This window comes from Acetobacter lovaniensis (genome assembly GCF_014207635.1).
Lineage (GTDB): Bacteria > Pseudomonadota > Alphaproteobacteria > Acetobacterales > Acetobacteraceae > Acetobacter > Acetobacter lovaniensis.
Genome location: NZ_JACHIE010000001.1, coordinates 615,545 through 638,300, shown reverse-complemented (window position 1 = coordinate 638,300; position 22,756 = coordinate 615,545). Strand labels below are relative to the sequence as shown.

25 protein-coding genes are annotated in these 22,756 nt (G+C 59.0%); 24 read left to right on the top strand and 1 reads right to left on the bottom strand.

Features of this window, described 5'->3' with window-relative positions:
• Position 1: 1 nt before the first annotated feature.
• From lepB to gloA, 16 genes are all read left to right on the top strand, one after another.
• The gene (lepB, locus tag HNR55_RS02945; protein ID WP_166111031.1) at positions 2–805 is read left to right on the top strand and encodes a signal peptidase I; all 804 of its coding nucleotides are present in this window, start codon (positions 2–4) and stop codon (positions 803–805) included.
• On the top strand, positions 806–1,546 hold the full coding sequence (gene rnc / locus HNR55_RS02940; protein ID WP_242005390.1) for a ribonuclease III: 741 nt from the start codon (positions 806–808) through the stop codon (positions 1,544–1,546). It abuts the gene before it with no gap.
• A 10-nt stretch (positions 1,547–1,556) separates the two neighbouring features.
• A complete protein-coding gene (gene era, locus HNR55_RS02935) occupies positions 1,557–2,456 on the top strand; it encodes a GTPase Era (protein WP_166111028.1) in 900 nt (299 codons plus the stop codon).
• A 120-nt stretch (positions 2,457–2,576) separates the two neighbouring features.
• A complete protein-coding gene (gene pyrH, locus HNR55_RS02930) occupies positions 2,577–3,314 on the top strand; it encodes a UMP kinase (protein WP_086645199.1) in 738 nt (245 codons plus the stop codon).
• 140 nt (positions 3,315–3,454) lie between these two features.
• Positions 3,455–3,976 (top strand): ribosome recycling factor, encoded by a 522-nt coding sequence (gene frr / locus HNR55_RS02925; protein WP_221441729.1) that lies wholly within the window; start codon positions 3,455–3,457, stop codon positions 3,974–3,976.
• Between the two features lie 63 nt (positions 3,977–4,039).
• Positions 4,040–4,780, top strand: a complete 741-nt coding sequence (gene uppS / locus HNR55_RS02920) for a polyprenyl diphosphate synthase (protein ID WP_166111022.1) — start codon at positions 4,040–4,042, stop codon at positions 4,778–4,780.
• Positions 4,777–5,607, top strand: a complete 831-nt coding sequence (locus HNR55_RS02915) for a phosphatidate cytidylyltransferase (protein ID WP_166111019.1) — start codon at positions 4,777–4,779, stop codon at positions 5,605–5,607. The genes uppS and HNR55_RS02915 overlap by 4 nt, the downstream gene beginning before the upstream one ends.
• A 68-nt stretch (positions 5,608–5,675) precedes the next feature.
• Positions 5,676–6,833, top strand: coding sequence for a 1-deoxy-D-xylulose-5-phosphate reductoisomerase (gene dxr, locus HNR55_RS02910; RefSeq protein WP_166111016.1), 1,158 nt, complete (start codon positions 5,676–5,678; stop codon positions 6,831–6,833).
• Between the two features lie 31 nt (positions 6,834–6,864).
• Positions 6,865–7,977 carry an RIP metalloprotease RseP gene (gene rseP, locus HNR55_RS02905; protein WP_184382532.1) on the top strand — a complete coding sequence of 371 codons (1,113 nt, stop codon included), beginning with the start codon at positions 6,865–6,867 and terminating at the stop codon, positions 7,975–7,977.
• A 165-nt stretch (positions 7,978–8,142) separates the two neighbouring features.
• The gene (bamA, locus tag HNR55_RS02900) at positions 8,143–10,554 is read left to right on the top strand and encodes an outer membrane protein assembly factor BamA (RefSeq protein ID WP_166111297.1); all 2,412 of its coding nucleotides are present in this window, start codon (positions 8,143–8,145) and stop codon (positions 10,552–10,554) included.
• Positions 10,555–10,558: 4 nt separating this feature from the next.
• Positions 10,559–11,431 (top strand): OmpH family outer membrane protein, encoded by an 873-nt coding sequence (locus HNR55_RS02895; RefSeq protein ID WP_166111013.1) that lies wholly within the window; start codon positions 10,559–10,561, stop codon positions 11,429–11,431.
• A 2-nt stretch (positions 11,432–11,433) separates the two neighbouring features.
• Complete coding sequence (gene lpxD, locus HNR55_RS02890; RefSeq protein ID WP_166111010.1) at positions 11,434–12,519, top strand: UDP-3-O-(3-hydroxymyristoyl)glucosamine N-acyltransferase; 1,086 nt, start codon at positions 11,434–11,436, stop codon at positions 12,517–12,519.
• A gap of 45 nt (positions 12,520–12,564) precedes the next feature.
• Entirely contained in the window at positions 12,565–13,041 is a 477-nt protein-coding gene (gene fabZ / locus HNR55_RS02885; protein WP_166111007.1) for a 3-hydroxyacyl-ACP dehydratase FabZ, read from the top strand.
• Between the two features lie 130 nt (positions 13,042–13,171).
• Complete coding sequence (gene lpxA / locus HNR55_RS02880; protein ID WP_166111294.1) at positions 13,172–14,029, top strand: acyl-ACP--UDP-N-acetylglucosamine O-acyltransferase; 858 nt, start codon at positions 13,172–13,174, stop codon at positions 14,027–14,029.
• Positions 14,026–14,874 (top strand): LpxI family protein, encoded by an 849-nt coding sequence (locus HNR55_RS02875; protein ID WP_166111004.1) that lies wholly within the window; start codon positions 14,026–14,028, stop codon positions 14,872–14,874. Before lpxA ends, HNR55_RS02875 begins: the two co-directional genes overlap by 4 nt.
• A 42-nt stretch (positions 14,875–14,916) precedes the next feature.
• Entirely contained in the window at positions 14,917–15,306 is a 390-nt protein-coding gene (gloA, locus tag HNR55_RS02870) for a lactoylglutathione lyase (protein ID WP_166111001.1), read from the top strand.
• 8 nt (positions 15,307–15,314) lie between these two features.
• On the opposite strand, the gene HNR55_RS02865 is transcribed toward gloA, so the two are convergent.
• Positions 15,315–15,764 carry a hypothetical protein gene (locus tag HNR55_RS02865; RefSeq protein WP_242005389.1) on the bottom strand — a complete coding sequence of 150 codons (450 nt, stop codon included), beginning with the start codon at positions 15,762–15,764 and terminating at the stop codon, positions 15,315–15,317.
• Between the two features lie 101 nt (positions 15,765–15,865).
• Here HNR55_RS02865 and rpmH point away from each other — a divergent pair, with 101 nt between their 5' ends.
• The 8 genes from rpmH to HNR55_RS02825 all read left to right on the top strand — a co-directional run bounded on the left by rpmH (position 15,866) and on the right by HNR55_RS02825 (position 22,739).
• Positions 15,866–16,000 (top strand): 50S ribosomal protein L34, encoded by a 135-nt coding sequence (gene rpmH / locus HNR55_RS02860; protein ID WP_081774758.1) that lies wholly within the window; start codon positions 15,866–15,868, stop codon positions 15,998–16,000.
• Between the two features lie 24 nt (positions 16,001–16,024).
• Positions 16,025–16,405, top strand: a complete 381-nt coding sequence (gene rnpA / locus HNR55_RS02855) for a ribonuclease P protein component (RefSeq protein WP_086645211.1) — start codon at positions 16,025–16,027, stop codon at positions 16,403–16,405.
• A gap of 126 nt (positions 16,406–16,531) precedes the next feature.
• Entirely contained in the window at positions 16,532–18,304 is a 1,773-nt protein-coding gene (gene yidC / locus HNR55_RS02850; protein WP_166110998.1) for a membrane protein insertase YidC, read from the top strand.
• Positions 18,301–18,972, top strand: coding sequence for a ribosome biogenesis GTP-binding protein YihA/YsxC (yihA, locus tag HNR55_RS02845; protein WP_086645213.1), 672 nt, complete (start codon positions 18,301–18,303; stop codon positions 18,970–18,972). Before yidC ends, yihA begins: the two co-directional genes overlap by 4 nt.
• 39 nt (positions 18,973–19,011) lie before the next feature.
• Complete coding sequence (gene argB, locus HNR55_RS02840; RefSeq protein WP_166110995.1) at positions 19,012–19,929, top strand: acetylglutamate kinase; 918 nt, start codon at positions 19,012–19,014, stop codon at positions 19,927–19,929.
• 134 nt (positions 19,930–20,063) lie between these two features.
• The gene (dapD, locus tag HNR55_RS02835) at positions 20,064–20,912 is read left to right on the top strand and encodes a 2,3,4,5-tetrahydropyridine-2,6-dicarboxylate N-succinyltransferase (RefSeq protein ID WP_166110992.1); all 849 of its coding nucleotides are present in this window, start codon (positions 20,064–20,066) and stop codon (positions 20,910–20,912) included.
• Between the two features lie 31 nt (positions 20,913–20,943).
• A complete protein-coding gene (gene dapE, locus HNR55_RS02830) occupies positions 20,944–22,119 on the top strand; it encodes a succinyl-diaminopimelate desuccinylase (protein ID WP_166110988.1) in 1,176 nt (391 codons plus the stop codon).
• A complete protein-coding gene (locus tag HNR55_RS02825; RefSeq protein WP_166110984.1) occupies positions 22,116–22,739 on the top strand; it encodes a hypothetical protein in 624 nt (207 codons plus the stop codon). Before dapE ends, HNR55_RS02825 begins: the two co-directional genes overlap by 4 nt.
• The last annotated feature ends 17 nt before the right edge of the window (positions 22,740–22,756 follow it).

Below are 22,756 nucleotides of genomic sequence, written 5' to 3'. Positions count from 1 at the left end.
CATGAGTAAATCGGAGACTTCTCCAACTGGAGCGCAGCACGCTGTTACCGTCAGACATGCTGTGGTGGAATATGTGCGGACAATTTTAACGGTCGTGATCGTTGTGCTTTTTGTCCGTACGTTTTTGTTTGAATCCTTTGTCATCCCCTCCGGGTCCATGATCCCCACCCTGCAGGTGGGGGACTACATCTGGGTGTCCAAATACAGCTATGGCTATTCGCGGTTTTCCCTGCCGTTTTCGCCCGACCTGTTTAACGGGCGGGTCTGGGCGGGGCAGCCGCATCGGGGCGATGTGGCTGTGTTCCGGTTTACCAAAGATACGTCTATTGATTACATCAAGCGGGTTATCGGCCTGCCGGGGGACCGTATTCAGGTCACCGGGGGGCAGCTCTTCCTCAATGGTGTGCGGGTTCCCTGCACGCAGCCGCACGCTTACGTGGCGCGGGATGAAACGCGCATGCCCATGGAAGGCGAGGCCTGCACGGAGGAACTCCCCCTGCGTGACGGGCAGGGAGTGGTCCGGCACGATATTCTGAAATTGACCAATGATGGCCCGCAGAACGACACTCCCGAATACGTAGTCCCTCCCGGCTACTTTTTTGCCATGGGTGACAACCGTGATGACAGCGCGGACAGCCGCTTTGTGGGGGATGGCCCCAAGGACCTTGGCTTTGTGCCCATGGAAAACCTTGTCGGCAAGGCGCAGCGCATTTTCTTCTCGGTTGAGGCCGCACATCCCATCTGGCAGGTCTGGTACTGGCCGGCCGAAATCCGCTGGGCCCGTCTGTTAAAAGGCGTGATGTAAATGAGTGCTGGCCACTCCACGCCGCAATATCTGGCGTCCATGGCATTGCAGGAACGTCTGGGTTACCAGTTTGCCGATCCCTCCCTGTTGCAGGAAGCGCTGACCCATCGTTCCGCCGCGCATCAGAAGGCGGGTGGGCGCAGGCGGAACAAAACCAAGGGGGCTGGTTCCAACGAGCGGCTGGAGTTTATAGGCGACCGCGTTCTGGGTCTGCTTATGGCGGAACTGTTGCTGGAGCGGTTTCCGGGTGAGCAGGAAGGGGCTCTGGGCTCGCGGCTTGCGCATCTGGTTTCACGTGCAACGCTTGCGGATATTGCCGAGCAGCTTGGTCTGGCTGACGCCCTGTCCGTCGCGGAGCATGAGGCCCGTGCTGGAGTGCAGACCGCCGCCAATGTTGTGGCCGATGGGCTGGAAGCCGTGCTTGGCGCGGTTTTTCTCGATGGTGGGCTGGCTCCGGCACGCAAGATTGTGCGTGCCTGCTGGAAGCGGATACTCGATGCACAGGCACTCCCCCCCAAAGACCCCAAAACCGCATTGCAGGAATGGGTTCTGGGGCGTGGGCAGGGTTTGCCGTTTTACGAAACAATAGGGGCCGACGGTCCATCGCATGCTCCCCTGTTTGTGGTGCGGGTCAGTGCTGGTGGGTATTCGGCGGAAGGATGCGCAGGGAGCAAGCGGGCAGCAGAAAGTTCTGCCGCGGCAACCCTGCTGGAAAAACTTGGAGGCAGCCATCAGGGCTGAAGCAACAGGCATGACACAAACAACACGTTGTGGCTTTGCTGCGCTGGTGGGTGCACCAAACGCAGGCAAATCAACACTGCTCAACCGTATGGCGGGCGCCAAGCTCTCCATTGTCTCGCCCAAGGCGCAGACAACGCGCTTTAGGGTGCTGGGTATTCTCATGCGCGGGGCCAGCCAGATTCTGCTGGTGGACACGCCCGGTATCTTCAAGCCGCGCCGCAAGCTTGACCGCGCCATGGTGGCTGCTGCCTGGACTGGCTCGGATGATGCGGACATCACCTTGCTGCTGGTCGATGCCCGCACAGGCCTGACCGAAGCCGTGCAGGACATTATTACCCGTCTGGCGCAGGCTGGGCGCACCACGTGGCTGGTGCTGAACAAAACGGACCTTGTGCCAGCATCCGCCCTGCTGCCCCTTACAGCGGCCATTACCGAAAAACTGCCCGTTGAGCATGTGTTCATGGTCAGTGCGCGTACCGGTGGTGGTGTGGACGACCTGCTGGACAAGCTGGCTGCCAGCCTGCCCGAAGGCCCATACCTGTACCCCGAAGATGACCTGACCGATCTGCCCGACCGCCTGCTTGCAGCCGAGCTGGTGCGTGAGCAGATTTTCATGCAGACGCATGAGGAAGTGCCCTATGGCACCACGGCCGAGACCGAGAGCTTTCAGGAACGTCCCGATGGTTCGGTGCGGATAGAGGTCACGATTTACGTTGGCCGTACCGGACACAAAGCCATTCTGATTGGGAATGGCGGGCAGAAGATCAAAATGATCGGCGAGCGGGCGCGCAAGCAGCTGACCAGCCTGCTGGAACGCCCGTGCCACCTGTTTTTGAATGTCAAGGAACGTTCTGGCTGGGATGAAGAACGGGCCCGCCTGCGCGCCATCGGGCTGGATGACGTGCCATAAAGCACGGCTTGGCGCTTGTGGCCGTGCGCCTTGGAGGATAAGAGAGAGCGATCTTACACGCTGCGCGCCTGCGCGTGGCGGAGGTCTGTTTTTTGTCGGACTTTGCATGATTGAGGGCCTATGACTGCTTCTGTCTCTGAAACGCCAAGGCGTAAACGTGTATTGCTCAAGGTGTCTGGTGAAGCCCTGATGGGTGAGGGCGCCTTTGGGGTAGAACAGAAGACGGTCGAGCGGATTGCCAAGGATGTCGCCGAGGTCGTTCGCAGCGGTACGGAAGTGTGCCTTGTTGTGGGTGGTGGCAACATTTTTCGTGGAGTGGCTGCCGCAGCCAAGGGCATGGACCGCGCGCAGGGTGACTATGCGGGTATGCTGGCAACGGTCATTAACGCGCTGCTGCTCCAGAATGCGCTTGAACGTGAACTGATAACAACACGGGTCATGTCCGCCATTCACATGTCTTCCGTGGCCGAGCCGTATATCCGGCGCAGGGCGGTCCGGCATATGGAAAAAGGGCGGGTGGTTATTTTTGCCGCAGGTACGGGCAATCCCTTCTTTACCACGGATACGGCGGCAGCCCTGCGTGCGGCGGAAATGGAATGCGATATTCTGCTTAAAGGGACGCAGGTTGATGGCGTGTATTCGGCTGACCCCAAGCACGACCCCAGCGCCACGCGGTATGATGAACTGACATACATGACCGTGCTCTCCAACCAGTTGAGCGTCATGGATGCAGCGGCCATCAGTCTGGCGCGTGAGAACAAGCTGCCGATTATTGTCTTCAATATTGGCGAGGAAGGCTCGTTCGGTCGCGTTATGCGCGGCGAGGGCGCGTTTACGCGGATTATTGAAGCAACCTGACACCATGTAAACCGCTGCCCGTTAAGGCAGCACGCGGAATGAACTAGGGCGGAGGCAGGACAGCACAGTGCCTTCGCGACAAAACGGGAGAAACCGCCGTGTCTGACTTGAATGACCTGCTTGATGACATCAAGCGCCGTATGGATAGCGCGCTGGAAAGCCTGCGTCGTGATTTTTCGGGCCTGCGCTCCGGCCGGGCCAGCCCTGCTCTGCTCGAACCCGTTCGGGTGGAAGCCTATGGGGGGGAAGTGCCGCTTACGCAAGTTGCCTCCATTGCCGTACCCGAAGCGCGCATGATTACCGTACAGGTCTGGGACCGTGTTCTGGCCGGGGCCGTGGAACGCGCCATCCGCGATGCCGGGCTGGGGCTGAACCCCGCCGGTGAAGGCCAGACCATCCGGGTGCCTATTCCGCAGTTGACCGAAGAACGCCGTAACGAACTGGCAAAAGCTGCCGCACGTTATGCGGAAGGGGCCAAGATTGCCGTACGTGGCGTGCGCCGCGATGGCATGGACAAGGCCAAGGGTTTTGAAAAGAAAGGCGACATCAGTCAGGATGACGTCAAGACATGGTCTGACGCCATTCAGAAAACGACTGATCAGTATGTCAAAAAAGTAGATGACATGCTTGCCGAAAAAGAGAAGGAAATCAAGCAGGTCTGAGGACCTGCCTGAACGGGGCCGGTTTTATTCCCGCTGAACTGAAACGGTGGATTTTTTCCTGTCATGTCTTCCTTGCCAGCCGACAGAAAAGCGGTCGTCCCTTCGCATGTCGCCATTATCATGGATGGCAACGGGCGCTGGGCGTGTGAGCGGGGGCTGCCGCGTCTGGCGGGGCATCGTGCCGGGGCGGATGCCGTGGCGCGGTGCATCAAGGCGGCCATTCAGCGTGGTGTGCCCTACCTGACCCTGTATGCGTTTTCATCCGAAAACTGGTCACGTGGCCCCAAGGAAGTCTCGGACCTGACCGGCCTTTTGCGCTACTACCTGCGCCACAAGGTCAAGGAACTGCATAGCGAGGGCGTCTGCCTCCGGTTTATTGGTGATCTGAGCCGGTTTGACACGAGCCTGCGCGAAGAACTGGCCCGTGCCGAAGCCATGACCCGCAATAACGGGCGGCTGGTGCTATTGCTGGCCCTGTCCTACGGGGGGCGGGGGGATATTATGCAGGCAGTCCGGCGTGTTGCGCAGGAAGTGCGCGATGGCTGGCTAACCCCTGATCAGATTGATGAAAGCCTGTTTGCCAACCATTTGTGGACCGCTGGTGTGCCTGACCCTGATGTGGTCGTGCGTACGAGCGGGGAATACCGGCTTTCCAACTTTCTGCTCTGGCAGAGCGCATATGCGGAACTTGTTTTTCTGGATGTGTTCTGGCCAGACTTCAATGAAGGGCATTTTGCAACGGTGCTGGATCTTTATGCCCGCCGTGAGCGGCGCTTTGGTGCGCGGCCGGTGGCTTCGCCATGACAACGACCGGGCAATCCTCCGCATGGCGGGACCTGCGGCCGCGTGTTCTGTCTGCCATGGTCATGGTCGCGGTTGCGGGTGGCTGCATCGGGGCAGGCGGGGTTGCCTATGTCCTGATGGTGCTTGTGGCCATGGGCGGTATGGCGTTTGAGGCAGCGGGCCTTCTCAAACTCCCCGTCCGGAGCTGGCGGGGCGGGCTTTATGTGCTGTGGGCGGTCTGTGGCGGGCTTTCTGCTGCAACCGGGCACTGGCGTTATTTTATTCTGTTCAGTATCGGCTCATGCGTATTCGGCGCGGAGCTGTGCGCCATGATGTGTGTGATCATCACGGCGGGTACGGCTCTGCTGTGGCTGCGGGTGGGAAGTATCTGGCCTGTTCTGTTTGTTGTCGCCGTAGTGGTGGCGAGTGATACATCAGCCTACATGGCAGGCCGCCTGATTGGCGGGCCAAAGCTGGCCCCGCGCATTTCCCCCGGCAAAACGCGCTCAGGTGCTCTGGGCGGGTTTGTGGGGGCTGTGCTTATGGGGGGGGGTATAGCGCTTCTCTCTGGTCTGGGAAGCGTGAAGATGGCGCTGGTCTGGGGAGGCATTCTGGGTGTGTCCGCCCAGCTTGGAGATCTGGCCGAAAGCGCTATGAAGAGGGCGCTGGGCGTGAAGGATTCCGGCACGCTGCTGCCCGGCCATGGTGGTCTGCTCGACCGGTTTGATGGTCTGGTGATGGCCGCGCCTGTTGCCGCCGCCGTTTCCGTTACCGTGCCTGATGCACCCTTCTGGAGCGCTGGCCTGCACGATCTTGTTTATAGCCTTGTTTCTGGCATGCCTGGTTAGTCCAGTCCTTGGCTTTTGCCCTGCGTGGTCGGGGCCTGTGTTATTTTTCGGGTTTGGAAAGACAAGACATGAGAACCGTAACCGTTCTGGGAACTACCGGCAGCATTGGCTGCTCTACCGTGGATCTGCTGGAGCAGGCGCGTGACCAGTATCGGGTGCGTGCGCTTGTGGGTGGTAAAAATGCTGCCAAGCTGGCCGAGCAGGCCCGCAGCCTGAAGGCCGAACTGGCCGTGCTGGCTGATGAGAGCGCCTATGCTGAACTCAAGGCGCTTCTGGCCGGGAGCGGTGTTGAGGTCGCCTGTGGCCGCAAGGCGGTCATAGAAGCAGCGGGGCTGCCAGCGGACTGGACCATGGCGGCCATTACCGGCGCTGCGGGGCTGGAACCTACCCTGGCCGCTGTGAAGAACGGCAACAGCATTGCGCTGGCTAACAAGGAAGCTCTGGTCTGCGCGGGGGATGTCATGCTCCGTGCGGTGCGGGATGCTGGAGCAACGCTGCTGCCGGTCGATTCCGAGCATAATGCGGTTTTCCAGTCCATGGCGGACCGGCAGGCCGATCAGGTTGAAAAAATAATTCTCACCGCATCTGGCGGTCCCTTCCGCAACGCTTCGATTGATGTCATGCGTGCGGCCACACCGGCTCAGGCACTCAAGCACCCGACATGGAGCATGGGGGCCAAGATCAGCATCGATTCCGCGACCATGTTCAACAAGGGGCTGGAGGTTATTGAAGCGGCCCGTATTTTCGGCCTGACCGAAGACCGGATAGATGTGCTGGTGCACCCTCAGTCCGTGGTGCACGGCATGGTGCAGTACACTGATGGCAGCCTGATTGCGCAGATGGGGTCGGCTGACATGCGCATTCCCATCGCCCACACATTGGCATGGCCGCGGCGTATGGCCACGACCTCCAGCCGTCTGGACCTTGCCGCCTTTGGCACGTTGGAGTTTATTGCACCTGACGAGGTGCGTTTTCCCGCCCTGCGTCTGGCGCGGCAGGCCCTGCGGGCAGGCAGGGCCGTTCCGGCCATTCTGTCCGCAGCAAATGAGATTGCGGTTGAAGCCTTCCTGAAAGAGCAGATCGGTTTTCTGGACATTGCGCGCGTGGTCGAGGATACCATGAACGCACTCGGCGCTCCCCCGGCTGACACGCTTGATGCCGTGCTCCATTGGGATGCAGAGGCCCGGCGCGTTGCAACCCGGCAGATTTCTAGCGTGGTTGCTTGAGAAAGCCACCTTCAGTCCCGATATCGGAGGAATGATGATACACGAATATCTACGCACCCTGATTTCCTTCGTTTTCGTGCTGGGCGTGCTGGTCACCTTTCACGAACTTGGGCATTACCTCGCTGCCCGCTGGCGCGGTGTGCATGTGGAGGTCTTTTCGCTCGGGTTTGGCCCGGCCCTGTTCAAATGGCGTGACCGGAGCGGGACGGAATGGCGTATCTGCCCGATTCCTCTTGGAGGATATGTGCGCCCACACGGGTTTGATGACCCCGAGGATGCGACAGAAGAGCAGAAAGCTGCATGGATTCCGGGGCGGACCTTCCATGATAAATCCGTATGGTCACGCGCCATCGTTATTCTGGGCGGGCCGGTTTTTAACTTCATTCTGGCTTTTGTGCTGTTTGTGCTGCTGTTCGCCACGGCTGGCCAGCCGCATGTGCGGAACGAGGTTGCCTCCGTCCTGCCCGGGAGTGCCGCGCAAAATGCCGCCCTGCAGAAGGGTGATGTTATCCTGCGCATAGGCACGCACGATATTGCAGGGGTTGAAGACGCACAGGCCACAGTGGCGCAGGCACCGGGGCAGAAGACAACATTGCTGGTGCAGCGTAATGGCCAGTCGCTGGAAATCCCCCTGACCATTGGCTCCACGCAGGATTCGCGTGGCGGGCCAGCACATGGCCTGCTGGGTGTGGTCTTTGCGGTTGAGCCTGGTAAGGCCCTGCCGCTGCCGCAGGCTATCTTTGCCGGGGCTAAGGCCACATGGAATACCATTGTGCAGACGCTTAATGGCGTGTGGCAGATTTTTAGCGGGCAGCATACCGCGCGGGATTTGGGCGGTCCGCTCAAGATTGCGCAGCTCTCGGGGCAGGTTGCTCAATACGGGTTTGCCAGCCTGCTTTCCTTCATGGCGCTGCTGTCGGTTAATCTGGGTCTGATCAATCTCTTTCCCGTTCCGCTTCTTGATGGTGGACGTCTGGTTTTTTATGCCATAGAGGCAATAAGAGGGCGTCCGGTTTCCAAACGGGTGCAAGAGGTTAGTTTCCAGACCGGGTTTGCTGTGCTGGCGGGTCTGTTCTTGTTTTCGACGTTCAACGATCTGTCCAGCTTCGGGTTGTTCAGATGGATTGCAACGCTCGCGGGATGATAGTGAACCGGGCGTGAAGGGAAGGCTTGCGTGACAAGGGTAATTTCGGATACGTCCCTTGCGGGCGAGACAGGAACGGGAGATAGGCTTCCGTGCTGAACCGACCCCGATGGAGGGAGGCAGATCTTGACGGGTAAACGTTCGGCCCTGTTCGTTTCTGTCTGCATGTTGCCTTTTTTCCTGCTTGAGGGACGGGGGGCTATGGCCGCCCGGAACCAGGACACACAGGCACCAGCAGCTGTTGTTGCATCGCCCGAGGGGGATGCCGAAAGTCCTCCAGCACCTCTGCCAGCTGCTCAGCCAGCCCCGGTGGGGGTGATTGATGAGATCCGCGTCTCAGGCAATACCCGTATCGAGACCAACACGGTCTTGTCCTACATGGTTGTCCGTCCGGGTGATCCGTTTACGCAGGATGACCTCGATCGTTCCCTGAAGACCCTGTATGCAACCGGGCTGTTCAAGGATGTGACCTTGCGGCGCGAGGGGAATGCCCTGCTCGTCAAGCTCAAGGAAAACCCGATCGTCAACCGGATCGTGTTCGAGGGCAATCATGCCGCCAAGGATGAGGACCTGCGCAAGGTGCTCTCCCTGCGTCCGCGTGCGGTCTTCTCGGCGGAAACAACGGCGGATGACCGGCAGCGTATTCTGGAAGTCTATGCCCAGAAGTCCCGCTTTGCGGCTGTGGTGACACCCCAGATCGTGCGTCTTGCGCATAATCGTGTGGATGTGATCTTCCAGATCAATGAAGGCCCGAACACCAAAATCCGCAAAATCGCGTTTGTTGGAAACAAGGCTTACAACGAGGCCGAACTGGCTGGCGCGATTTCCTCCAAGGAAACGGCCTGGTACCATTTTCTGGGCTCGTCTGACGAATATAACCCGGAACGTGTGAAGTATGACGGGGAGCTTCTGCGCCGGTTCTACCTGCACAACGGGTATGTTGATTTCCAGATCAAGGATATCAAGGGCGAACTCTCGCCTGACCGTAAATCCTTCTACATCACCATCACAATGGATGAGGGCATCCGCTATCGTCTGGGCAAGGTGGACATCCGTTCCAGCCTGCGGCATGTGCCCGCCAAGTCGCTGCGTAAGTATGTCGAGCTGTTCCCGCACCAGTGGTATGACGGCAAGGCCGTGCAGGATAATGCGACCGACATGGAGGAACTGCTCCAGTCGGAAGGGCATCCTTTTGCCGTGGTGCGTCCGGTCATTGCCCGCAACCCCGAAAAGCACATTGTCAATCTGCTCTTTGACGTAAGCGAAGGCCCGCGCCGGTATATTGAGCGGATCGACGTTAACGGCAACACCATTACGCAGGATAACGTGATCCGTCGGCAGCTTCCGTTCGCCGAAGGTGACCCCTACACAAGTAGCTACAAGAAATACGCCAAGGAAGGGGTCCAGGATCTGGGCTACTTCAAATCGGTAGAGGTAAAGGACGCTCCGGGTTCCTCCCCTGATCGTGCCAACGTGTCCGTTAACGTTGTGGAAAAACCAACGGGCGAGTTCTCGCTTGGTGGTGGTTACTCCACCGACGTGGGTATTATTGGTAACGTCGGACTCAAGCAGCACAACCTGCTGGGTACAGGGGTGGATGCCGGGTTCTCGGGCACTGTTTCGTACTACCAGAAGCAGGCGGACCTTTCCGTTACGGACCCGGTCTTCCTCGGGCGTAATCTGGTTGTCGGTGCGGATATCTTCTTCATCGAAAACAATTACCAGACGTATCAGAACTACTCGGAAGGGCGCTACGGTATTACCCTGCGCATGGGGTATTCGTATAACCGCTATCTTTCGCAGTCGTGGAACTACAGCCTGATCCGCCGCTGGGTGGGGGATACGTGGAGTGAATCCTCTCCCTATATTCAGGAGCAGAAGGGCAAGTCGCTTCTTTCCCAGCTGAGCACTACGGTCATGTATGACCGGCGTGATAACCGCATGCAGCCGCATAGTGGGTATTTTGTCTCGGTGGGTGGGGACTTTGCCGGTATTGGCGGGGACGAAAATTACGTTCGCGGCAAGATCAACGGTGCTTACTACATTCCGCTTGATGACCTGACCAACAGCCATAACTGGACAATCATATTCCGTGGCGGCACCGGTTACCTTGCGGACTGGGGCAGCAACGGCCGCCGTGATATTATTGATAACTTTTATCTGGGTGGTAACAACCTGCGCGGCTTCCTTGATGGTGGTGCAGGCCCACGAAGCGTAGGGAATGCAGCCCATCACTCCGAAGATCTGATCGGTGGGCGGTTCATGTACAACGCTACGGCGCAGCTGAACTTCCCGATCCCCTTCCTGACAGAAATGGGCGTGGGTGGACGTGCCTTTGTGGATATGGGGTCTGTGGCCGGTTTGCGTGTGAAACACCTCTACACCAACCCCGCGACTGCCGGCGCAAACTATACGGCTGTATCGGGTGACATGGTGAGTCCACGTGTCAGTGCAGGTGCAGGTTTTTCGTGGAAAAGTCCGTTTGGCCTGCTGAATATTGACCTTGGTGTGCCGGTCAGACGCAGCTATAATGACCGTACACAGCTCCTTCGCTTCGGCTTCGGCCAGCAATTCTGAGGTAATGATGCGTTTCAGTTCAAAAGCTGCCCTTCTGGGGGCTGTTTGCCTTTCTTTTTCCGCAGCCCTCATCCCTGCTGCTCAGGCAGAAGGTGGGAATGGCTGGTTCGTGCCCAAAAGCCAGCCTGCAGCGCAGGCCCCGCATCCTGCCAGCCGTAATGCCGCTCCTGCTCCCGTTGCACTGCCCGCGCCTGCGGCTGATAGTCAGGAAGCAGCCGATCAGGCGCCTCCGGTTCTGCCCTTGCCGCCTATTCCCAGTGCCCCTGAAATTGCCAAGGAAGCGCCTCCCCCCACCACCATTATCGGTGTGATCAGCGTATCTGGCGTGATGCGCCAGACCTCTGCCGCCATGCAGGTGGAACGTGTTCTGGGTGCCCGCCGCGATGCGCTGGCACAGGATCTCCAGCGTGAGCAGGCTGGCTGGCGCGATGAGCAGCAGACATTGCAGGCTCAGGCCAAATCCCTGACATCTGACCAGATCCAGACCCGTGAACGTAGCCTTCAGGCCAAGGTTATGAAGGCGCAGCGTGACTTCCGTAACCGTAACCGGATTATTCAGGAAGCGGCTCAGGTTTCTCTGGGGCAGATCGAGCGTGAACTGGTGCAGGTCATCCAGAAAGTTGCCGCTGCGCATGGCATGAACCTGGTGCTGCATAGCGAGCAGGTCGCCCTGCATGTGGATGGTCAGGACATTACGAACGAAGTGGCGGCAAACCTGAACAAGGTTCTGCCCAGCGTCTTTATTCCTGATGCCAATGTAGACCCCGAAGAACTGGCAAAATCCGGCAAAATGCCCACAACGGCTGATGGGGACCCGCAGATGGTGGCGTCCGGCCCAGCTCCGGCGGCTCCTGCCACCCCTGCCGGGAAAAAATAAGCATGGTGGATTGCAGGGCGTCTTCCGGCCCGGCTGATCCGCGTTTTTTTACGCGCGTCGGACCTTTTGATGCATCGGTACTGGCAGAAGCAGCCGGTGCCGACCTGCGACCTCCCCGACAGGGGAGTTTTCCGCAGGAGGGGTATGTCGGCATAGCGCCCTTGCAGGTGGCCCGCGCGCGTGAGGTGAGTTTTCTGGATAACCGCCGTTATGCTCCCCTGCTGGAGCATACACAGGCTGGTCTGGTGATTGTTGCCCCAGCTTTTGCGGACAAGGTGCCAGAACATTCCGCAGCCCTTGTAACTGCCACGCCGTATCTGGCGTGGTCGCGCATTGCGCGGCTGTTTCATCCACGTCAGACTGGCAAGGGTGGTGTTCACCCTTCCGCAGTGGTAGATTCTTCCGCTGTTGTAGACCCCACAGCGGAGGTGGGGCCTTTTGTGGTTATCGGGCCTGACGTGCAGGTTGGGGCTGGCTGTATTATTGGGTCTCATTCCGTTTTGGACCATGGCGTACAGCTTGGTGCGGAATGTCGCATTGGCTCTATGGTGACGTTGTCTCATGCCCTGGTGGGAGACCGTGTTACCATTCTGCCTGGTGCGCGCATTGGGCAGGAAGGTTTTGGGTTTGCGGTCGGGCCTGAGGGGTTTGAGAGTGTGCCCCAGCTTGGTCGTGTCATTATCGAGCATGACGTGGAAATTGGTGCCAACAGCACCATTGATCGCGGCTCGGTTAATGACACGGTTATCGGTGCGGGGTCCCGGCTCGATAATCTGGTCCAGATCGGGCATAATGCCCAGCTTGGGCGTTGCTGCATTGTGGTGTCGCAGGCTGGTATTTCTGGCTCCACGGTGCTCGAAGATTACGTAACGGTTGCTGCTCAGGCCGGTCTTATTGGCCACATCCGTATTGGTGCCAAGGCGCGCATTGGTGCGCAGTGTGGCGTCATGTCGGATGTTGAGAGCGGTGCAGATGTCATAGGTAGCCCCGCCATGCCGTTCCGGGAGTTTTTCCGTAACGTGGCGGTGCTGCGCAAGCTGGCAAAAAAAGCGTCTGGGTCGGCCAAGGGCGATTCAGACAAGGTATGAACTTATCCCGGATTGCGGTCCGGTACAGAGGGTGGTTTAGGGGACGTGGAGACACAACAAGAATCCCGGCAGGACGGCAAGACAATCGCACGGATTGATGTCAACCGTATCATGCAGGCGATTCCTCACAGGTATCCTTTCCTTCTGATCGACAGGATGGAAGATATTGTCCTGGGGGAAGAAGCGACTGGTATCAAGAATGTCTCGGTTAACGAACCGTTTTTTCCGGGGCACTTTCCCGGACGGCCCGTTATGCCCGGCGTCCTTATTGTGGAGGCCATGGCCCAGACTGCGGCAACGCTTGTTGTCCTGTCGCTCGGGGAAGCCTTTGAGGGCAAGCTCGTCTATTTCATGACGATCGAAGGGGCAAAGTTCCGCCGCCCCGTAGAACCGGGTGACCAGTTGCGTATCCATGTGGTCAAGGAACGGCACCGCTCCAATGTATGGAAGTTCCGTGGGGAAGCGCGTGTTGATGGTGTTGTGGTTGCAGAAGCAACCTTTAGCGCCATGATCATGGGTTGATTTTTACGCTTGGTGTGCCGGTTGGCTCAAGATATGCTTCAGCCCGGTTCGCTTTTACCGGCCGGCAGTCTGGAGCATGGGCCCAGTGTTTCTGTGTTGCAGGTCAGGCGGAATATAAGGAACTGAAGTGGTGCACGCTGTAGAGGAAGCCAGGCAGACGCTTGTTCATCCAACGGCTCTGGTTGCCCCGGGGGCAAAGCTTGGGCAAGGCGTGATTATTGGTCCGTGGTGCTCTGTTGGGCCAAATGCAGTTCTTGATGACGGGGTGGAACTGATCTCCCACGTTGTTGTGGATGGGCATACCCATCTGGGTGCGCATTCGCGCTACTTTCCGTTCTGCACGGTGGGTATGGCGCCGCAGGATCTCAAATACAAAGGTGAGCCAACCCGGTGCGAGGTCGGGGCCCGCACGGTTGTGCGTGAGCATGTGACCATTCATCGGGGGACGGCCACAGGGTCTGGCGTTACGCGTGTTGGTCAGGATGTGCTCATCATGGCCAATGCACATGTCGCGCATGATTGTGTGCTGGGTGACCGTGTGATCATTGTCAACAATGTGGTCATGGGTGGCCATGTGACGATTGGCAATGATGCGCGGGTCATGGGGTCTGCCGCCATCCACCAGTTTGTCAGGATCGGGCATGCCGCCCTTGTGGGCGGAGTGGCTGGTGTTGAGGCCGATGTTATTCCCTATGGGAGTGTACTGGGTAACCGCGCCAGACTGATTGGCCTGCACTGGATATGGCTGCGCCGTAACGGTGTGCAGTCGGCCGAAATCCAGTTGATGCGCAAAGCCTTTTTTACCCTGTATCCCAAAGTCTGTGGTGATGTGTCCTTTCAGGCACGACTGGCGCATGTGCGTCAGACCTTTGGAGATAATGGTCGGATTCAGGAAATTCTGGATTTTATTGATGCTCCCAGCCATCGCGGGCTCGTGCGCCCTGCGCGGGGTGGAGCCGCTGATCAGGCGGAAACCGAAGGCGCGTGAGTGCCCCGCCAACAGCGGTTGGCATTCTGGCAGGGGGAGGCCCTCTGCCAGCCAGAGTGGCAGAGGCAGCGCATGCCGCAGGCCGACCTGTTTTTATTATTGGATTTGAGGGGTTTGCCGACCCTGCCACGCTAGCGCCCTGGCCGCATGAATGTGTGCGTCTGGGGGCTGCGGGCCGCATGTTGAGCCTGTTACGTGCCCATGCCTGTTCCGATCTGGTGCTCATCGGCCCTATCCGCCGTCCTTCTCTGCGTAGCCTTTACCCCGATACCGAGGGGGCTCGTATTCTGGCGCGTCTTGGTAAAGCCCTGTTTGCAGGGGATGACGGCCTGCTGGCAGCCCTTGTGCGTATTCTGGGGGAAGAGGGTTTTCAGGTGCGTGGCGCACATGAATTTTTATCCCATTCCGTGGCTGAAGCCGGTGTGCTGGGCCAGTCAAGGCCGGATGCGCAGGCTCTGGCGGATATTAGGCACGGCGTAGCCGTTACTCAGGCACTCGGCCGACTGGATATAGGGCAGGGCTGTGTGGTGCAGAACGGCGTTGTGCTGGCCGTGGAGGCTATGGAGGGCACGGATGCCATGCTGGCGCGCTCGGGGGTGTGTCGCCAGCCCGGAGATGGCGGTGTGCTGGTCAAGCTGCTCAAGCCGGGGCAGGAGAAAAGAGCCGATATGCCCACCATAGGGCCGACAACCCTGCGGAACGCGCATGCGGCAGGCTTGCGCGGGATTGCGTTTGAAGCCGGGAACACCCTGTTAACAGACCGCGCCGCCTGTGTGGCAGAGGCCGAAAGGCTGGGTTTGTTCCTGATCGCCATAGACCCGGCAGAACTGCATTCCGTAAAATAACGGCGTAAAAGAGTTCTTTGTTAAGCTGAGGGGAGGAACGTTATGTCCAGTTTTTTGCATACCATGGTGCGTGTTCGTAATCTGGAGCAGAGTCTGGCATTCTACGCGCTGCTGGGTATGCGTGAGTTGCGCCGCCGTGATGTGCCGGAAGGTAAGTACACCCTTGTTTTTATTGGCTTTGTAGATAACGCTGATGGGCAGGCGGAAATTGAACTGACCTATAACTGGGGGCAGGACGATGGGTACGAGGTTGGTACTGGGTTCGGGCATTTTGCCATAGGCGTGGCCGACGTTGCCGCTGTTGTGGAGCGTGTTCGTGCAGGGGGTGGCAAGGTGGTGCGACCTGCCGGGCCAGTCAAGTTTGGAACCAGCATCATCGCGTTTGTGGAAGACCCGGACGGTTACAAGGTGGAACTGATCGAACGCCCGTAAGGCAGCGTTTAATCCGTTTTGCGCTGCTTGAGGCGGGCAGTCAGGCGGTCCAGCGAATCATTAATGGTTTCGGCCGCTTTTTTTGTGGCAGGGTCGGTGCTGAGTGCCAGTTGATCCGCAACCAGCATAACGGGCGAAATAATACCACGGATGTCATGGCGCAGCTTGGGGTCGTTCTCCCCTAAGGTTGCGGCAGGGCTGGGTGAGGCGTCTTCCTGCCGGGCGGGGGCGGGTGCAGGCTGACGTGTCGCTATCCATGCCGCACAGGCCCCTGCAAGCCCCACGAATGCGGGGGTGAGGCTATGCGGCGCACCCATGTCCACAGCCAGCAGGCAGGCCAGAACAGGCAGGCCGATAATGGCCGGAATGGTCCAGAAGCGGGTGGAGGAGAGCGGCATGCGGCCTTCCATCATGCGGGTGATCGTGCGGGAATGGGCGTGCGACTCTGCGCTGCACATTGACGTTCTTCTATCTGAACTTTATAAGCCGCGACTTCAAGAGAGAGTGGCTCGTACTGCGGCCACTGGCGAAGCATATTCAAACTGAAGGGAGTGCAGCCATGAAGCGCACTTATCAACCGTCCCGGCTGGTCCGCAAGCGTCGTCACGGGTTCCGCACCCGTTCGGCTACCGTTGGCGGCCGTCGTATTCTGGCAAACCGTCGTTCCAAGGGCCGCAAGCGTCTTTCCGCGTAAGCGTTGTCCGGCAGTCCGGTTTTGATGGACTGGTCTGAAGGTCAGGAGCAGCCAGCCGCAGGGGCGCAAGCGTCCATGCGGCTAAAAAAGAGAAAAGAATTTCTCTTCATGGCGGCCAAGGGGCGAAAAGCCCCGGTGTCTGGTCTTGTCCTTCAGCTTTTCAGACGGCCCGATTCGGACCCTGCGCGTGTTGGCTTCACGGTGACCAAAAAAGTCGGGAATGCCGTGGTGCGTAACCGGGTGCGCCGCAGGCTGCGTGAGGTTGTGCGCAGAGTGGAAGCCGATACACCGCTAAATGGGCTTGATCTGGTGCTGATAGGGCGGGGTGCCACGCGCGACCGCTCTTTTGACGCACTGGTGGCCGATTTTCGGAAAGCGTTGAAACTCTGTATGCGGGAGTCGTGAATGTCCCGTCTTGCATTCCTGTCAATCCTGCGCTGGAACACGGTTGTGCCGTTCAAGACCGCCCCTTGGGGTGGGTGTTGAGTTTTCCACTTTTGTTATGTGCAGGGGGCCTGTAGGCCAGAGCTCATGGATTCAAAACGTCTCATACTGGCAACGCTGTTGTCAGCTCTGGTTCTTATCGGGTTTGATTACTTCTTTCCCCAGACTCCGGCACATCAGCCTGCTCCGCAGGTAACTCAGAATGTGGCCAGCCAGACGGCTCCAGCCTCGGCGGCTGCGGCTGGCGCGGGTCAGGCAGCAACCGCGCAGGCCGCCAGTGCGGCGGTGGCGGATGTGCCCGATGGGCCGGATACCCGTATTGCCATTAATGCCCCGTCCGTTCAGGGGAGCATCAACCTGCGTGGTGCCCGGCTGGATGATCTGGTGCTCAAACAGTACCGCGAGACCGTAAAGCCCAACAGTCCGGACGTACGCGTTCTCAGCCCTGTGGATACCAAGCGGGCTGACTATGTGGATTTCGGCTGGCGCGCCGCATCGTCCGATGTGCCGGTCGCCCTGCCGAACGCTCACACATTGTGGAAAGCCTCCGGCACGCAGCTTGATGGCGAACACCCGCTGACCCTGAGTTGGGACAACGGCGCGGGGCTGACGTTTGAAGTCGCTCTTGGGGTGGACAAGGACTATATGTTCACGGTCACCCAGCGCGTGCACAATGCAACGGGGCAGAGCATTGCCCTGTACCCCTACTACCGTGTGAACCGTGGTTACACCCCGGAAGAAACCGGCGGTATGCTGGTGCATGAAGGCCCGATTTCGGTCATTGATGGCCGCCTGAACGAAGGGTCCTACAAATCCGTCCGTAATGACGGTGTGCCGCCTGAAAACGTGGCCTGGAGCCATCAGGGTACAGGTGGCTGGGCCGGGATTACCGACAAATACTGGCTTATGGCCATTGTGCCCGATCAGGCTGCCAGCGTGGTGGGGACGTATGCGTGGCAGGCTGCGCAGACGCAGTATCAGGTCGGGTTTACGGCAACGGCTCCCATGCAGGTGGGGGCAGGGCAGACCATTTCCACTCAGGCGCATGTGTTTGCTGGCGCCAAGGAAGTGCGGCTGCTTGAGCAGTACGAACACGACCTGCATATTCCCATGTTCTGGAAGGCCGTGGACTTCGGGTGGCTTTCCTTCCTGACCCGTCCTGTGTTTTTTGTGCTGGACTGGCTGAACAGCCATCTGGGCAGCTTTGGTCTGGCGCTGCTGACCTTTACGGTTATTGTGAAGGTGGCCTTCCTGCCGCTGACCATCAAGCAGATGCGCATGACCTGGAAGACCTCCCGCCTGAAGCCGCAGGTGGACCTGATCCGGGCACGCCACAAGGATGATCCGGTGGTGATGCAGCAGCAGATCATGATGCTGTATCGCAAGGAAAATGTAAGTCTGTTTGGCGGCTTCCTGCCCCTGTTCATTCAGGCTCCCGTGTTCTGGTGCCTTTACAAGGATCTGTATGTCACGATTGAAATGCGACATGCGCCCTTTATTGGCTGGGTGAAGGACCTTTCTGCTCAGGACCCGACCAATATCTTCAATCTGTTCGGTCTGATCCCCTTTGATCCGGCGCAGATCATGCCCATCCTCACGCTTGGGGCGTGGCCCATCATTTACGGTGCGACCATGTTTGTCATGCAGAAGGTCAGTGCGAGTTCCACCAGCATGGACCCCGCACAGCAGAAGGTGATGATGTTTATTCCGCTGCTGTTCACCTTCTTCATGGCGCGGCAGCCCGTGGGTCTGGTCATTTACTACTGCTGGAGCAACGTGCTGACCGCCATACAGCAGATTATCATCATGGGTCGGCTTAAGGCGGCGGACGCCAAGCCCCAACTGGTTGCCAAGAAATGACGTATCAAGAGCCTTCTTTCCGCGAACTGAAGGACGAAGCAGACATCGCCGCCGCTCTGGAAGAAGGGCGGCGGCTTTTTGCCGGTTCATGCGATTTTGTGTTTGGTGCTCAGAAGCTGGGCCAACTGCCACCGCAGACACTGCCTGAAATCGCATTTGCCGGGCGCTCCAATGTGGGCAAGTCCAGCCTGATCAATGCCCTCACGGGGCGTAAGACGCTGGCCCGCGCCTCGTCCGAGCCGGGGCGGACCAAGCAGCTCAACTTCTTTGATCTCGCACAGCGCCTGATGCTGGTGGACATGCCCGGCTACGGCTATGCCCGCGCTGCCAAATCCGTAAAGGAAGACTGGCAGGAGATGATGTTCGATTACCTGCGTGGCCGCCCCAGCCTGCGCAGGGTCGTGCTGCTGCTGGATGCACGGGTGGAAATGAAAACGCACGATCAGGAAGTTATGAAGCTTCTGGATCGTGCAGCTGTCAGCTTTCAGGTTGTGCTGACCAAGTGTGATGATGTTAAGCCCACCGCACTGGCCCGCAAGCAGGCTGATGTAGAGGCTGAAATTGCACGCCATGCAGCCGCTTTTCCGCATCTTTCTCTTACCAGCAGCCAGACCGGGCTGGGTATTGAGGCATTGCGGGCGGAACTGGCAGAGTTTGCCCTGGCGTGATCAGGGATTATGGACAGACGACGGCAGGATTTTCACAGCATGACTGAACCGAGACTTCCTTCTACCGGCGACAAGCATGATGCTTTGCATGAAGCTGCCGTGCTGGCCAATGCCCTGCCGTACCTGCGGCGCTACGCGGGGGATACCATTGTGGTCAAGTACGGTGGCCACGCAATGGGGGATGTAGGGCTGGCCAAAACCTTTGGCCGGGATATTGCCCTGCTCAAGCAGGTGGGCATTAACCCGGTTGTGGTGCATGGGGGTGGTCCGCAGATCAACCAGATGCTCAAACGGCTGGATATTCCCTCCCACTTCATTGACGGGCTGCGGGTTACAGACGCCAATGTGGTGGATGTGATCGAGATGGTTCTGGCCGGTTCGGTCAACAAGCAGGTGGCCGAGCTGATCTGCGAGGCCGGAGCCCTTGCAGTCGGGATTTCGGGCAAGGATGGCAAAATGATCACCGCCCGCAAGATGCGGCGCACCGTGCGGGATATGGACAGCCAGATCGAGCGCGTGCTGGATCTGGGTTTTGTGGGTGAACCGGTCAAGGTTGACCCGCGTGTGATCTATGCCCTCTCCGGTTCGGGGCTTATTCCGGTTATTGCTCCGGTAGGTCTTGGTGAAGATGGCGAGACCTATAACATCAATGCCGACACCGCAGCCGGTGCCGTGGCAGGGGCCGTGCATGCGACCCGCCTGCTGATGCTGACCGATGTTCCCGGCGTGCTGGACAAGCAGGGCAACCTTATTCCCGAACTGACCGCCGCACAGGCGCGCCAGGCCATTGAGGAAGGGGTGATTACCGGCGGCATGATCCCCAAGGTGGAAACCTGCATCGAGGCTGTGCAGGGTGGCGCAAGCGGGGCTGTCATCATTGATGGCCGCATGCCCCATGCCTGCCTGCTGGAACTGTTTACGGCCTCCGGCTCGGGCACGCTGATCCGCGCGGAATAAGGCTGCGCGGGCAGGGGTGACAGAACAAGACCTGCGTTGACAGGACAGGCCCCTGTCCGCATGGTCTTTTCCTCTTTTGTTGCCGGGCGGGCCTGTCGCCCGGGTTTATTTTTCATGTTTCTGATTGGTGTGCCATGACAGACGAAACCCTCCGCGCTCACATTGAAACCCTGTGGGAAGAGCGTGATCGCATTTCTTCCGCAACCGTGGGCAAAGACCGTGACGCCATTGAAACAGCGCTTGAAGGGCTGGATTCAGGTCGCCTGCGCGTGGCTGCCCCGCAGGAAGATGGTTGGGTTGTGCATGAATGGCTGAAAAAAGCCGTACTGCTCTCCTTCCGTCTGAATGACAGCATTGTTCAGCCCGGTGGCGCTGCTGGCGCTCCGGCTTACGATAAGGTGCCTCTCAAGTTCGCTGGCTGGGATCAGGCCCGTTTTGACAAGGCCGGGTTCCGTGTTGTGCCCGGTGCGGTTGTGCGCCGCTCTGCCTTTATCGCCCCTGGGGCTGTGCTGATGCCGAGCTTTGTCAACGTTGGTGCCCGCGTGGATAGCGGAACCATGGTGGACACGTGGGCAACTGTTGGCAGCTGTGCGCAGATTGGCAAGAACTGCCATATCAGCGGTGGTGCAGGCATTGGTGGCGTGCTGGAGCCGTTGCAGGCTGCCCCGGTGATTATCGAGGACAACTGCTTTATCGGTGCCCGCTCCGAAGTGGCCGAAGGCGTTATTGTTGAACGGGGTTCTGTCCTGTCCATGGGTGTGTTCCTTGGGGCGTCCACCAAGATCGTGGACCGCGCAACGGGCGAAATCTACATGGGTCGCGTACCGGCCTATTCCGTTGTGGTGCCGGGCACCATGCCGTCTTCCAATCCGGTCGGCCCGGATGGTCGCCCTAACCCGGCACTGGCCTGTGCGGTTATTGTCAAACGTGTTGATGAGCGCACCCGGTCCAAGACCTCCATCAACGACCTGCTGCGCGACTGAACACGTCAAGCGTAAAGGACGAGACTGACGTATGACAAAGGCCACATCCGGTTCCCTTCCCGCTGATCTGGCGTTGACAGACCCGCTGGGTGTGGCCCGTTTGCTCATCCGTCAACCGTCTGTTACCCCCGACCCCGGTGAGTCCCTGCACCTGTTGGGGGCTATGCTGGAGCGTCTTGGTTTTACCGTAAACCACCTGCCTTTTGGCGAAGGGGCGGTGCGCACCCCCAACCTGTTTGCCCGTCTGGGGGAAGGTGCCCCCCATATCTGCTACGCAGGCCATACGGATGTGGTGCCTGCCGGGAACGAAGCAGACTGGACGCACCCTCCCTTTGCCGCCGATGTTGTGGATGGTGTGCTCTACGGCCGCGGTGCGTGCGACATGAAAGGCGGCATTGCCGCCTGCGTGGCTGCCATTGCCCGCCGGGTACAGAGCGGGGTTGGTCAAGGCTCCATCAGCCTGCTGATTACAGGCGATGAGGAAGGCCCAGCCACCTACGGCACCCAGAAGGTGCTGGAATGGATGGCCGTGCAGGGTCAGATTCCCGATTACTGTCTGGTGGGGGAGCCCACAAACCCCCAGACATTGGGTGAGATGGTCAAGGTAGGCCGCCGTGGCAGCCTGAACGCCCGTATTGTGGTCGAGGGCACGCAGGGGCATGTGGCCTATCCGCACCGGGCGGATAATCCCGTGCATCGCCTGCTTGCCGTGCTGGCCGCTCTGCGGGCTGCGCCGCTGGACCATGGTTCGGAGTATTTTGAGCCTTCAAGCCTTCAGGTCACCAGTCTGGATGTGGGGAATACGGCCACCAACCTTATTCCTGCACGGGCGGAAGCACGGCTGAACATCCGGTTCAATGACCTGCACACTGGTGCGGCCCTTGGTGGATGGATCAAAACCGTATGCGCCCAGCATGCACCGCGCGCACAGGTAGAGATCAGCATTAGCGGCGAATCCTTTTTTGCTCCCCCGGGGGCGGAAATGGCCGTGCTGCAAGAGGCCATTACAAGTGTGACCGGGCTTTCTCCCAAACTGGACACGGGCGGGGGCACGTCGGATGCGCGCTTTATTGCCCGTTACTGCCCGGTTGCGGAGTTTGGTCTGGTTGGGGCCAGTATCCACAAGGTGGATGAACATGCCGCTGTTGCTGACATGGAAAAACTGACCCGGATTTATGAAGCCTTTTTAAAAGGGGTAGGGGTGTGATCCCAGATACAGGCAAGTTGGGCGCGGCCAGGCGCATAGTGCAGGGCATGTTGCAGTTGGCCGCTGGCAAGCGGGAAGGTCTGGCCTGTTTTGAAGGCACGCCAGATGCCTTTGGCGCAGCCCTTGCGCCACAGATGGCCTGCATACTGGTGGGGGGGATTCAGATCTTCCTGCTGCCTGATAAGGTCATGTCCGCGATCAAGCTGCTCCTTTCCCTTTGCGTGCTGCTTCTGCCTGCGGTTATTTCCCAATTTTATGCCCAACGCTGGGGGCGTGGCGCACTCTGGCTGCGCTACATAACGGCAGCAACATGGTGTGGCTGGGTTGTGGTGCTGATCTCGCTGGCCTGTGCGGTTATTGCGGCGGTTATTACGCCGGACATCGCGCGCCAGCAGGTTTTTATCGGGGCGCTGGCATTGTGTGCCGCAGCGTACGAGCTCTGGCTGCAATGGTTTGTGGCCAAGGTGGGGCTGGGTATTTCCGGCGGCCGGGCTGCGTTGCTGTATGTGTCCATTCTGGTGGCATCAGCCACGCTTTATGGGCTGGCCGCACTGCTGCCCCCGCATTACATGGTTATTCATGACCTGCTTCAGCCCATGGTGAACGTAAAGGCCAAGTAAGGGGGATCCCTTTTTTG